This is a genomic window from Tolypothrix sp. PCC 7712 (assembly GCF_025860405.1).
GTDB classification, from domain to species: domain Bacteria; phylum Cyanobacteriota; class Cyanobacteriia; order Cyanobacteriales; family Nostocaceae; genus Aulosira; species Aulosira diplosiphon.
In genome coordinates this window covers 376,028-390,941 of record NZ_CP063785.1, presented here as the reverse complement: position 1 = coordinate 390,941, position 14,914 = coordinate 376,028, and the positions used below count along the sequence as shown (strand labels likewise).

The window sequence follows — 14,914 nt, the reverse complement described above, 5'->3', positions numbered from 1 at the left end:
TACAGATAAATTCGGCTATCTGGGAATACTAGATTGAGAAATCATTAGGGTGAGCGCAATATGGTTAGCACTCTTGTCAGTATTCCCGGATATCGCATTAGTGAAGAACTCTACAATGGTTCGAGAACGCTGGTTTATCGTGCAGTTAGAGAAACTGACTCAGTACCAGTAGTTATTAAACTGCTGAAAAATCCTTATCCCAGTTTTAGCGAACTGTTGTTATTTCGCAATCAATACACTATTGGTAAAAATCTCAACTCACCTCTGATTATTCAAACCTATAGCCTTGATGCAATCAATAATGGCTATATGTTAGTCATGGAGGATTTTGGCGGTATTTCCCTTAAGGATTATTTCACTAAAAATCAGAGTGTCGCATCTGTTGAGGAGTTTTTAGAAATAGCGATCGCACTCTGCGACACCTTAGATATACTCTACCATGAGAGAATTATTCATAAAGATATTAAACCCAGCAATATCTTAATTAATCCTCAAACCAAACAAGTTAAATTAATCGACTTTAGTATTGCTTCCCTATTACCCAGAGAAACCCAAACTCTAGTTAACCCCAATGTTTTAGAAGGTACACTTGCTTATATCTCTCCAGAACAGACAGGGAGAATGAATCGCTCTATTGATTATCGCACAGATTTTTATTCCCTGGGTGTAACTTTCTATGAATTACTGACAGGAGAATTACCCTTTGTATCAAATGATGCGATGGAATTGGTACATTCTCATCTTGCTAAAACTGCACCGTTATTACATGAAATTAATCCCAATATCCCTTCAGTCCTCTCAGGAATTGTCAGCAAATTGATGGCGAAAAATGCCGAAGATAGATATCAGAGTGCATTGGGATTGAAATTTGATTTAGAAAAATGTTTAACTCAGGTAAGAGAAACTGGTGAGATTGGAGACTTTGAAATTGCTAGTCGGGATTTGTGCGATCGCTTCATTATTCCCGATAAACTTTATGGCAGAGACAAGGAAGTTAAAACCCTATTAGCAGCATTTGAGAGAGTCAGCCTTGGTGCAACAGAAATGATGCTAGTGGCTGGGTTTTCGGGAATTGGGAAAACTGCGGTTGTCAACGAAGTGCATAAACCCATTGTCAGACAGCGCGGCTATTTTATTAAGGGCAAATTTGACCAGTTTAATCGCAATATTCCCTTTTCTGCCTTTGTGCAAGCCTTTAAAGATTTAATGGGGCAATTATTAACAGAAAACGATGAGCAAATTCAGCAATGGAAAAATAAAATATTGGAGGCTGTAGGTGAAAACGGACAGGTAATAATTGAAGTCATCCCAGAATTAGAAAACATTATTGGCGAACAACCCCCAGCAGTAGAATTATCAGGAACCGCCGCCGAAAATCGCTTTAACTTATTATTTCAAAAATTCACCCAAGTCTTTACCACTAAAGAACATCCCTTAGTCATATTTTTAGATGATTTGCAATGGGCAGATTCGGCATCATTAAAATTAATACAGTTATTAATGGCTGATACATGCCATCTATTATTAATTGGTGCATACCGCGATAACGAAGTTCCACCAGCACATCCATTAATGTTGACTTTGGGCGATCTCCAAAAAAAACAAGCTCAGATTCATACAATTACTTTAAAACCCTTAATTCAAAATATAGTCAACCATTTAGTAGCTGATACCCTCAAATGTCCAGAAGAATTAGCCTGGAATATTTCAGTATTAATCTATCAAAAAACTCAAGGTAATCCGTTTTTTGCCACGCAGTTTATCAAAGCACTACATCAAGAAGGATTAATTCAATTTGATTTTGAATTAGGCTGTTGGCAATGTGATATTGCCCAGGTAAAAACACAAGCAGTTACAGATGATGTTGTTGTTTTTATGAGTCTGCAACTGCAAAAACTACCTTTATCAACTCAAGAAGTATTGCAGTTAGCTGCTTGTATTGGCAACTCCTTTGATTTAAATACTTTGGCCCTTGTTTCACAACAATCAGAAATTGAGACAGCATCTGCTTTGTGGAAAGCATTACAAGAAGGTTTGATTTTACCAATTAATGATGTTTATAAGTTTTATGTCGGACAAGCAACCCAGTCACAGACATTAGAAAATCAAGCAACTGTTACCTACAAATTTTTACATGACCGAGTACAACAAGCAGCTTATTCACTGATTGCTGACGAGCAAAAACAAACTACTCACCTGCAAATTGGTCGGCTATTATTGCAAAATTCTGACCCCAGCGAAAGGGAAGAACGATTATTTGATATCGTCAATCATTGCAATGTTGGTATTGCCCTAATTACAACACCCCAAGAGCGAGAAAATTTAGCTGACTTAAATCTTGCGGCTGGACGCAAAGCTAAGGTTTCTACTGCCTATAATGCAGCCATTAATTATCTAAGCATAGGTATAGAACTGTTACCTGCAACTGCTTGGGAAAGCCATTATCCCTTGACTCTGGCACTTCATGAAGAAATCGCCGAAGCCAGCTATCTCAACACCAATTTTGAGCAGATGGAAGAATGGGCAAGTGTGGTATTGCAACAAGCAAAAACCTTACTTGATACGATCAAAGTTCAACAAACTCGGATTTTAGGTTCTAACGCTCAAGGAAAACTCCTAAATTCTGTGCAAATGGGGTTAAATTTGTTAAATTCCTTTGGTATTGAATTTCCCGAACAACCTACTCAGGAAGATATTGGCCAAGCTTTTAGTATAACGCAACTACTTTGGGCAGACAAAGACTCCAGTAGTTTCTTATATCTACCAATAATGACAGATCCCCATCTGATAGCAGCAATGGAAATCTTGACAGCTTTAGTACCTCCTGCATATATGGTGGCTCCCAATCTTATGCCATTACTCATTTTCAAGCAGGTAGAATTATCTATCAAATTTGGTAACTGTCCTGTTTCTGTATTTGCTTACGGTGATTATGGGTTAATTTTATGTGGCATTATTGGCGATATCGAAAACGGTTATCAGTTTGGAGAATTAGCATTAAACCTTCGAGAAAAATTCCAATTAATATCATTAAAAACTCGCAATTTGTATATAGTTTATCTCTTCACTAAACATTGGAAAATTCCTCTTTCTCAAGTGCTTTCTGGATTAGAAGAAACCTACCACAGTGGGTTAGAAACTGGAGAAATTGAGATGGCTTGCCGGGGTGCTATGTCATACTGTTATTACGCTTACCATACAGGTCAAGAACTAACAGAACTGGCACAGACAATGGATGTTTATCGTCAAATTACTCATCGCTACAAACAAGAAATCGTTCTAGATTGTCAAGAAGTTTATCAACAAACTGTACTAAATTTATTAGGGCAAGCAGAAGTGCCACATTGCCTGAGTGGAAATATTTTTAGTAAAGAATTGTCTCTCCCTAAACTACAAGCTGTCAATCAAAGAACAGCGTTGTGTATGTGGTATCTCAACCAAGCCTTTCTCTATTATCTCTTCGGGCAAAATAGTGAGGCATATAAAACATCTGCTCAAACTGGACAATATCTAGATGGTTGCGTGGGGCAATTTATGATTCCCCTCTACTCATTTTATGATGCGCTGATTCAATTAACTCAGTATGCAACAGCATCCACACAAGAGCGTGAGTCAATCTTACTAACAGTACAACACCATCAAGATAAATTACAGCATTGGGCAAATTTAGCTGCTTGTAATCATCGCCATCGCTGGGAATTAGTCGCCGCAGAACATCATCGAGTATTGGGTAACAAAATTGATGCCATTGAATGTTATGACTGTGCTATTTTTCTAGCTAAAGAAAACAACTTTATTCAAGATGAAGCTTTAGCTAACGAACTGGCTGCCAAATTTTATCTTGATTGGGGTAAAGAAAAAATCGCTGTCAGCTATATGCAAGAAGCATATTATTGTTATGCCCGTTGGGGAGCCAAAGCCAAAGTCGCTGATTTAGAAAAACGCTATTCCCAATTACTCGCACCTATATTACAGCAAAGCCGTTCGGTTGTTTCTACTCACGAAACTATTTTTCCTTTGGCGACTGTCACCTCCATCAGTTCTGCTATATCCAACAGCACCAGTGTTTCAGATACCCTAGATTTAACAGCAATTCTCAAAGCATCTCAGGCTATCTCCGGTGAAATCGAACTAGACAAGCTACTTTCATCGTTACTTACCATCGTCATCGAAAATGCTGGGGCTGATAAATGTGTGTTAATGCTGTTGCAAGACAATCATCTGCTAATTCAAGGCTCAATTACCCAAATAACACAACCCATTGTGTTGCAAAGTCTTGCCATTGCAGACAGCCAAGATATTCCCCACAAGCTGATTTACAAAGTCAAAAACAACCAACAAACTGTTGTCTTGTTGGATGCAGCCGCAGATATCACCTTTGCTAACGATCCCTATATCATCCGTCAGCAACCTCAAAGTATCTTGTGTATGCCAATTTTACATAAAGGTAAGTTGCTGGGGATTTTATATCTAGAAAATAATTTAGCAAAAGGAGCGTTTACAAGCGATGGCTCCGCCAACGCCAAGGGCGAACGCATCGAACTACTCAACCTCATCTGCGCCCAAGCCGCCATTTCCCTAGAAAATGCCCGACTTTACCAACAAGCTCAACAAGCACTGCAAGATTTACAACAAGCCCAATTACAAATTATCCAAAGTGAAAAAATGTCTGCATTGGGTAACTTAGTCGCTGGTGTCGCTCACGAAATGAATAATCCTTTGGGCTTTATTGCGGCAACTCTCAAACAAGCTAAACCGACCTTTGCCGATATTATTGAACACTTGAAAATTTATCAAGAAACCTTAAGCGATAAAACTGAAGCAATCCTCGACCACGAGTCGGAAATCGATTTGGAATATAGCTTAGAAGACTTGCCTAAAATGCTCGATTCCATGACAATGGCTTGCGATAGATTAAAAAACATTAGTACTTCCCTACGCACTTTCTCCCGTGCTGATAGAGATTACAAAGTACCATTTAATATTCATGAAGGCATTGATAGCACAATCTTAATTCTCAAACATCGTCTCAAGGCTAACGAACAACGTCCAGCGATTGAAATAATCACTAACTACGGTGATTTACCCCTGGTTGAATGTTTTCCTGGGCAATTAAATCAGGTATTTATGAATATTCTAGCGAATGCAATTGATGCATTAGAGGAATCAAACTACGGACGTAATCTGGAGGAAATTAAGGCTCATCCTAACCAAATTAAAGTTACTACATCAATAGCGGAGCAATCCGTAAAAATCTCGATTGCAGATAATGCTAAGGGCATGAGCGAAGAGGTAAAACACAAAATCTTTGACCATTTATTTACTACTAAAGGAGTTGGTAAAGGCACAGGTTTAGGCTTGGCTATAGCTAAACAAATCGTTGAAGAAAAACACGGAGGTAAGTTATCTTGCCAATCTAGTCTAGGCGAAGGTACTGAATTTATTATTGAAATACCAGTGTAAATCTTAGCTTTCACTTTGAGATCAATTCAGCTATCTGGGAATACTAGATTGAGAAATCATCAGAATGAGCGCAATTATGGTTAGCACTCTTGTCAGTATTCCCGGATATCGCATTAGTGAAGAACTCTACAATGGTTCGAGAACGCTGGTTTATCGCGCACTTCGAGAAAGTGACTCAGTACCAGTAGTTATTAAACTACTAAAAAATCCCTATCCCAGCTTTAGCGAACTCTTATTATTTCGCAATCAATATACCATAGGGAAAAATCTCAACTCACCTCTAATTATTCAAACCTATAGCCTTGACGCAATCAATAATGGCTATATGTTAGTCATGGAAGACTTTGGCGGTATTTCTCTCAAGGAGTGGAGAATGGGGAAAACCTTACCATCTCTACAAGAGTTTTTAGTAATAGCGATCGCACTTTGTGACATCCTAGACTTACTCTACCATGAAAGAATTATTCATAAAGATATTAAACCCGGCAATATCTTAATTAATCCTGAAACGAAACAGGTTAAATTAATTGACTTTAGTATCGCATCACTATTACCCAGAGAAACCCAAACCCTAGTTAACCCGAATGTTTTAGAAGGAACACTCGCTTATATATCTCCTGAACAAACAGGGAGAATGAATCGGGGAATTGATTATCGTACAGATTTTTATTCTTTGGGTGTGACATTCTATGAATTACTTACAGATGAGTTACCATTCTCATCTCATGATGCAATGGAATTGGTACATTCTCATCTGGCGAAAATTCCGCCCCTCATACATGAAATTAATCCAGATATTCCCTTGGTTATCTCAAAAATCGTCAGTAAATTGATGTCAAAGAATGCTGAAGATAGATATCAGAGTGCGTTAGGTTTGAAGTTTGATTTAGAAAAATGTTTAATTCAGCTAAAAGAAACTGGTGAGATTGGAGACTTTAAAATTGCGAGTCGGGATTTGTGCGATCGCTTCATTATTCCTGATAAATTATATGGCAGAGAATCCGAAGTTCAAACTCTACTAGAAGCCTTCGATAGAGTCAGCCTTGGTGCAACCGAAATGATGCTGGTAGCTGGTTTCTCTGGAATTGGTAAGACTGCGGTTGTTAATGAAGTGCATAAACCAATCGTTAGACAACGGGGCTATTTTATTAAAGGTAAATATGACCAGTTTCAACGCAATATTCCCTTTTCGGCTTTTGTGCAAGCATTCCGCGATTTAATGGGGCAATTGTTAACCGAAAGCGATGCCCAAATTCAGGAATGGAAGCACAAAATATTAGAGGCTGTAGGCGAAAATGGTCAGGTAATTATTGAAGTCATTCCCGAATTAGAAAACATTATTGGTACTCAACCTCCCGCAGTAGAACTATCAGGTGTAGCCGCAGAAAATCGCTTTAATCTATTATTTCAAAAATTCACCCAAGTTTTTACAACTAAAGAACATCCCTTAGTCATATTCCTGGATGATTTACAATGGGCTGATTCCGCATCACTCAAGTTAATGCAGCTATTAATGGCTGATACCGGTCATCTTTTCATTATTGGTGCCTATCGTGATAACGAAGTTAATCCAGGACATCCCTTATTGATAACCTTGAGCGAAATCCACAAGACACAAGCCACCATTAACACAATTACTTTAGCACCACTGAGTCAAATCAAAGTCAATCAATTAGTAGCTGAAACACTCAAATGTGCAGAAGAATTGGTCTGGAGTCTTTCTAAATTAATTTATCAAAAAACCAAAGGTAATCCATTTTTTACCACCCAGTTTCTTAAAGCATTGCATCAAGATGGACTGATTAGCTTTGATTTTGAATTAAACTGTTGGCAATGTGATATTGCTGAAGTCAAACTGCAAGCAATTACAGATGACATTGTAGCTTTTATGAGTTTGCAATTGCAAAAACTACCGCAATCAACTCAACAGGGATTGCAGTTAGCGGCTTGTATTGGCAACTCTTTTGACTTAGCTACTTTAGCAATTGTTTCACAACAATCTCAAATTGAAACTGCTGCTATTTTGTGGAAAGCATTACAAGAAGGTTTGATTTTACCAATTAGCGATGTTTATAAATTTTATATTGGGTCAGAAACTTTAAAACATACCTCAGAAAATCAACAGACTGTTAATTACAAATTTTTACATGACCGAGTACAGCAAGCAGCTTATTCTCTGATTCCTGATGAACAAAAACAGGCAACTCACTACAAAATTGGACAATTACTATTATCCCAAATATCCTCAGAAGACACAGAAGAACGCATATTTGAGTTAGTCGGTCAATTAAATCATGGCCAGACATTAATGAGCGAGCAACACCAACGGGATGATCTCGCTCGTCTCAATCTGATTGCAGCTCGTAAAGCGAGGACGACAACAGCTTATCAAGGGGGGCGCGAATATGTTCGCATCGGCTTATCTTTGTTGGGAGAAACAGCTTGGCAAAGACAGTATGAAATCACCTTGGCTTTCTACGAGTTAGCCGCAGAATTAGCATCTTTATGCGGAGATTATGCGGCGATGGAATCTATGATTGAAACAGTAATTGAGCAAGTACACTCTGTACTAGAAAAAGTCAACGTCTACCGGATTCGCATTGTTTCTCTGATCTCTCAAAACAAATTACTGGAATCGATTGAGGTAGCCCGAAATGTTTTAGCTTTGCTGGGCTTACCACTGCCCGAAACCATGACGGAGGATGATTTTCTGCCGATTATCGCTGAGGTAAATCAACTGATAGGAGAGCGTGACATTGAGGATTTGGTACACCTACCGAGAATGAGCGATCGCCGAATTATAGCGATCATTGAAATCGTAACTCGTTTGTTCTCATCTGCCTATATATCGGGTTCTTCGTTGTATGTTGCGCTGGTGACGATACCCGTAAAGCTATCCATTGAATATGGTAATACACCCGCTTCTATAGCTGCTTATTCTTGCTACAGCATTATTGCTGCTAATTTTTTACAAGATGTGGATGTAGCAGTGAAATTCAATCAGTTGGCTATACAACTTACCTCAACCTTAGACGCAAAAGTGATTAAACCAGAGGTATTTCATGTGGCTGGGCTGTTTACATCACATCGCAAATTCCACATTCGAGACGTTCTACCTTTGATACAAGAAGGATACACTACAGGATTGGAAGTGGGAAACATAGAGTATGCCGGATATAATGCCCATGCTTTCTGTGCTAATTCCTTCTGGTGCGGTCGTCCTCTCGATATCTTAGAGCCAGAAATTCGCGCCTATCATCAGGCGTTAGTCCAAATGAGTCAATTAACCCCAGCAAATTGGTGTCGAGTCTATTGGCAAGGTACTTTAAATTTGTTAGGAGATTCAGAATCTCCCCATATTTTTGCGGGGGAAGCCATTGAAGAGACAGAGTTTCTCCCCCAACTCATCTCAGTGCGTGACGTGCTGTGCTTGTACGCATTTTATGTGCTTAAACTGATGTTGTGTTGTTTATTTGACTATGTAGAAACTGCTCGGATTTATACCGTTGAGGTAAAACGCTATTTCAACGGTGGAGCGGGAAGTTTGGGAGAAGCGGAATTTTATTTCTACGATTCTTTGACGGCGTTGGCTACTTTGCGTCAAGGATTAGAGGAGCGATCGCAACTACTGCAACAGGTAGAAGAAAATCAAACAAAATTGCAACAACAATGGGTTAAATATGCTCCCATGAATCATCAGCATAAGTTTGATTTGGTCAAAGCTGAACAATATCAGGTATTAGGACATAACTATGAAGCAGGAGACTGCTACGATCGCGCTATTGTAGGTGCTAAAGCCAATGGCTATATTCAAGAAGAGGGTTTAGCTAACGAATTAGCAGCAAAATTTTACCTGGCTTGGGGGAAAGAGAAAGTCGCCGCAGGTTATATGCAGGAAGCATATTATTGTTATGCTCGTTGGGGAGCAAAAGCCAAAGTCGCCGACTTAGAAAAACGCTATCCCCAATTACTCGCCCCTATATTACAGCAAAGTCGTTCTGTTGTTTCTACTAACGAAACTATCATCAGCTTGGGGACTGTGACATCTACCAGTTCTGGTACATCCAGCAGTAGCAGTGTCTCAGCTACTCTCGATTTAAAAGCAATTCTCAAAGCTTCTCAGACTATCTCCTCTGAAATCGAACTAGACAAACTACTTTCATCGTTACTGTCTATCATCATCGAAACTGCTGGGGCTGATAAGTGTGTGTTAATGCTGTTGCGAGATGAGCGTCTGGTAATTAAAGGCTCAATTATCCAAGGAACAAACCCAGTGGTATTGCAGCAAATTCCTGTGGAAGATAGTCAAGAGATTCCCCACAAGCTGATTTACAAAGTTAAGCACAGTCAACAAACTGTTGTCTTATTGGATGCAACCGTAGATACCACCTTAGCTAATGAACCCTATATTATCCGCCAGCAACCTCAGAGTATTTTGTGCAGCCCGATTTTGCATCAAGGAAAATTACTGGGGATTTTATATCTAGAAAATAGTTTAGCAACCGGGGCGTTTACAAAAGAGCGCGTCGAACTCCTCAACCTACTCTGCGCCCAAGCCGCCATTTCCCTAGAAAATGCCCAACTTTATCAACATTCCTTAGAATCTGCCCAACAAGCGATCGCTCCATGAGTTAAAAACTGCTCAATCTCGTTTCCATAATCTAGTAGATAACGTTCCTGGGGTGGTGTATCAATTTTTGATGACTACTGATGGTTCGGTGTCAATGTCATACATTAGTAACGACTGTTATGACCTCTATGAAGTCACCGCCGAACAAGCGATCGCCAATGTGCAGATCATCTTGGATATGGCGCATCCAGAGGATGCTGAATCTCAGCGTCAGTCGATTGCAGATTCAGTTCAAACCTTGACTCCTTGGCGGTGGGAGGGGCGAATTGTTACCCCCTCTGGAATTACCAAGTGGATTCACGGGGAAGCACGCATAGAAAAACTTGTCGATGGCACGTTAGTCTGGGATGGACTGTTGTTGGATATCAGTGAACGCAAACAAGCTGAACTAGCTTTGCAAAACGCCCAATTACAAATCGTACAAAGTGAAAAGATGTCTGCATTAGGTAACTTAGTTGCTGGTGTCGCCCACGAAATGAATAATCCCTTGGGCTTTATTGCGGCTACTCTCAAACAAGCTAAACCCACCTTTGCTGATATTGTTGAACATTTGAAAATCTATCAAGAAACTTTAAGCGATAAAACTGAAGAAATCCTCAACCATGAGTCAGAAATTGACTTGGACTATACCTTAGAAGACCTGCCTAAAATGCTCGATTCTATGACAATGGCTTGTGACAGATTAAAAAATATCAGCATTTCCTTACGCACTTTCTCTCGTGCTGACAGAGATTACAAAGTGCCATTTAATCTTCATGAAGGCATTGATAGTACAATCTTAATTCTCAAACACCGTCTCAAAGCTAATGAACAACGTCCCGCCATTGAAGTAATCACTAACTACGGTGATTTACCCCAAATTGAATGTTTCCCTGGGCAATTAAATCAGGTATTTATGAATATCTTAGCCAATGCGATTGATGCTTTAGATGAATCGAATCACAGACGAATTTTTGAGGAAATTCAAGCTCATCCCAACTGCATTACTGTGACAACTTCTAGGGAAAATAATCTTGTCAAAATTGCTATTGCTGATAATGGTAAGGGGATGAGCGAGGAAGTGAAACAAAAAATATTTGACCATTTATTCACTACTAAAGGAGTCGGTAAAGGTACAGGTTTAGGTTTGGCTATAGCTAAACAAATTGTTGAAGAAACTCACGGTGGTAAGTTGAAATGTCACTCAGCATTAGGAGGAGGTACTGAATTTATCATTGAAATTCCCTTGTAAATTAGAGATTTTACTTATAGATAAATTCATCTATCCGGGAATACTAGATTGAGTTGAAATCCGCTATATAAGGAGATTATGAAAGCGATGAACCAACCTATCAATCTTGATCCTTCAGGGATCAACATTTTTGTCAACGAAGCTGCGTTTGATTCCACTCTACAAGGATATCGAGAAAATGCCGATCGGATCATGGTGGGTGTGAGCATTTTCCTCACCTTAGTTTGCTTGGCTATTTCACCACTCCGAGATACTTGGCTAGCAGCCTGTGGCATTGGATTGCCCACACTAATCGCATCTATTGCGTTGGTGCATCGATATACCGGAGCATTAATCACTCGGTTATTTATCGCTACTAGCTTTATGATTTACACAGGGCTAATCATCCACCAAAATGGTGGAGTTACAGAGGCGCATTTTGCATCCTTTGGGCTGATTGGCATTCTTTTGTACTATCGTGACTGGCGAACTATTTTTGTAGCCACAATTGTTTTTTCTTCACACCATCTGGTACTGGGCTATGCTCAAACCCTTGGTTTGCCAATCTATGTGTTTGCTAGCCCACACTTCCGGCAAATGTTTTTTGTCCATGTGAGCTACTTTTTACCTTTTGTGGGCATGATTCTTTACCTATCAATTTGGCTGCGGCGAGAAGGGTATAGAAACCAAAACGATTTGCAGGAGCTAAGAGAGACAAAACTCAAATTACAAGACTTAAATTCCTCCCTTGAGCAACAGGTGGTGCAGCGCACAGAGGAACTGGAAACGGCCAAGGCTCTCGCCGATGCTGCCAACCAGGCAAAGAGCGAATTTCTCACTAACATGAGCCATGAACTTCGCACGCCGCTCAATGGCATTCTTGGCTATGCTCAAATCCTCGATCGCTCTACAATGCTCCCAGACAAAGAGCGCCACGGAGTTAGTATTATTCATCAGTGTGGCACTCACCTACTGACTTTGATCAATGATATCCTCGATCTCTCCAAAATTGAAGCTCGTAAATTAGACCTAACTCCACAAGCAATTCACCTGCCCTCATTTCTGCAAGGGGTGGTTGAAATCTGTCAGATTCGAGCCGAGCAAAAAAAGATTGAGTTTCACTATGAACCGGATGCTAACTTGCCGGAGGGGATTTCCGCCGATGAAAAACGACTGCGTCAAGTTTTGATTAATCTGTTGGGCAATGCAATTAAGTTCACAGATCGAGGCAGGGTGATGCTACGAGTCAGTTGCCAGACTGAGGCTGTTGAACAAATGGTCAAGTTGAACTTTACTGTGGCGGATACAGGCGTTGGGATTGCCTCCGAAGATATTAGCAAACTGTTTCAAGCATTTGAACAGGTGGGTGAACAGAATCGCAAAGTTGAAGGTACGGGTTTAGGACTTGCGATTAGTCAGCAGATCGTCAATTTAATGGGTGGACAGATTGAAGTCAAGAGCCAACAAGGCGTTGGCAGTGATTTCTCCTTTACGATCGCTGTCCCTGTGATCAACAACTGGCAGCAACAGCAGACGAAAGCTTTAGGCAACCCCATCGGTTATGAAGGTAGGCAACGCCATATTCTTGTCGTAGACGATCGCTGGGAAAACCGTGCTGTGTTACTCAATCTGCTAGAACCTCTTGGTTTCAATATCCTAGAAGCCGATAATGGCAAGGAATGTCTCGATCGAATTCAGAAAAATCAGCCTGACTTGATCATTACAGATATTACGATGCCCGTCATGGATGGGTATGAGCTGTTAAAGCAAATTAGGCAATCAGAGTCATTCAAGCATTTAAAAGTCCTAGTCTCCTCCGCTTCTGTTGCCCACACCGATCGACAAATGGCACTTCAAGCAGGCGGTGACGATTTTTTACCCAAACCAGTTCCCGCAAGTATGCTGCTTGAACTATTAGAGAAATATTTACATCTGAATTGGTTGTATGAAACATCATCAGAGGATTGCCATGAAGACATTGCTCCCTCAGACCCTGCCGAGGTGATTCCCCCTCCCTCCTCAGTGCTAGAGGAACTGCTTTCCCTGGCACAAAAGGGACGCTTCAAAAAATTTACCGATCTAGTCACAGACATGAAGCAGCAAGATCCTCGCTTCCAAGTATTTGCTGAGAAAATTCTGCAATTGGCTCAACAGTATCAGTTCGAGAAAATTGAAGAACAGCTACAAATCTATCTAAATGTATAATCCAATTTTTGAGGCGTAAACTTCAATGAGCAGTACTGACGCAGGATTAATTCTCATCGTTGATGATGTTCCAACGAATATTGATGTCATCCGTGAAACTCTTGAAAATCAAGGTTTTGAGGTAGCGATAGCAACCAGTGGTGAGCGAGCGATCCAACAAGTTGTACAAGAAATCCCTGACCTGATTTTGCTGGACGTTATGATGCCAGGGATTGACGGATTTGAAACCTGTCAACGTCTAAAATCCCTTCCCCTCATCCAAAATGTTCCAGTTATTTTTATGACTGCTCTCTCAGATGCGGAAAATAAAGTGAAGGCTTTGGAACTGGGTGCCGTTGATTATGTCACTAAACCATTTGAAGCACGAGAAGTACTAGCACGAGTCAGAACCCATTTAAAGTTACATCGCTTAACCCAAAAGCTAGAGCAGGAAGTGAATAAACATGTATCTGAACTTCAGAGTATTCAAATACAACTGGTAAAGAGCGAAAAAATGTCGGCTTTGGGCAATTTGGTTGCGGGTATTGCTCACGAAATCAATAACCCGATCGGGTTCCTCAATGGCAGCATTAATAACGGCAGAGACTATGTGCAAGACTTACTCGAACATTTGACCCTCTACAAACAGCATTATCCGCATCCAGTCACCCCGATTCAAGCTCATGCTGAAGATATTGATTTGGAATATATCTGCGAAGATTTACCCCAGTTGCTCAACTCAATGCAAGGGGCAACTGATCGGATCAAATCCATCAGCACCAGTCTCCGCACCTTCTCCCGTGCTGATACGGAATACAAAGTTAGTGCGAACCTGCATGAGGGAATTGATAGTACCCTGCTGATGTTGAAATATCGCCTCAAGGCTAATGAACACCGTCCGGCGATCGAGGTAATCCGCAATTACGGTGACATACCATTGATCGATTGTTTTCCGGGTCAATTAAATCAGGTGTTTATGAATATAATTGCCAATGCGATCGATGCATTAGAGGAATCGAATTACGGACGTAATCTGGAGGAAATTCAAGCTCATCCTAACTCCATTACAATTACCACATCAATAGCAGATCAATCTGTAAAAATCTCTATTGTAGATAATGGTAAAGGTATGAGCGAAGAGGTAAAACAAAAAATCTTTGACCATTTATTTACTACCAAAGCTGTCGGTAAAGGCACAGGTTTAGGGTTGGCTATAGCTAAACAAATTGTCGAAGAAACTCATGGAGGTAAGTTATCTTGTCAATCTACTATAGGCGAAGGTACTGAATTTATTATTGAAATACCGTGTAAATTAACTTCAGTTTGGGTTCAGGGCTTAAATTTGAAGACTGGTACGAAAGTATAAGTTTTTCAGGCTGTCAAAACTAACGACAAAATCAGGGTTTGAGCGTATACCGAATTCAGGT

The 14,914-nt window shown here is 40.2% G+C and carries 5 protein-coding genes; all 5 read left to right on the top strand.

What is annotated here, in order from left to right; genetic code table 11:
• The first annotated feature begins 60 nt into the window (after nt 1-60).
• The 5 genes from HGR01_RS01460 (at nt 61) to HGR01_RS01445 (ending at nt 14,853) form a co-directional block, all read left to right on the top strand.
• Entirely contained in the window at nt 61-5,463 is a 5,403-nt protein-coding gene (locus tag HGR01_RS01460) for an ATP-binding sensor histidine kinase (RefSeq protein WP_045869971.1), read from the top strand.
• 76 nt (nt 5,464-5,539) lie between these two features.
• Nucleotides 5,540-10,093, top strand: a complete 4,554-nt coding sequence (locus tag HGR01_RS01455) for an ATP-binding protein (protein ID WP_369792176.1) — start codon at nt 5,540-5,542, stop codon at nt 10,091-10,093.
• 70 nt (nt 10,094-10,163) lie between these two features.
• Nucleotides 10,164-11,324: a sensor histidine kinase gene (locus HGR01_RS41895; protein ID WP_369792175.1), complete on the top strand. Its 1,161-nt coding sequence runs from the start codon at nt 10,164-10,166 to the stop codon at nt 11,322-11,324.
• Nucleotides 11,325-11,402: 78 nt separating this feature from the next.
• The gene (locus tag HGR01_RS01450; RefSeq protein ID WP_045869970.1) at nt 11,403-13,508 is read left to right on the top strand and encodes an ATP-binding protein; all 2,106 of its coding nucleotides are present in this window, start codon (nt 11,403-11,405) and stop codon (nt 13,506-13,508) included.
• A 25-nt stretch (nt 13,509-13,533) separates the two neighbouring features.
• On the top strand, nt 13,534-14,853 hold the full coding sequence (locus HGR01_RS01445; protein WP_045869969.1) for a sensor histidine kinase: 1,320 nt from the start codon (nt 13,534-13,536) through the stop codon (nt 14,851-14,853).
• Nucleotides 14,854-14,914 lie beyond the last annotated feature (61 nt).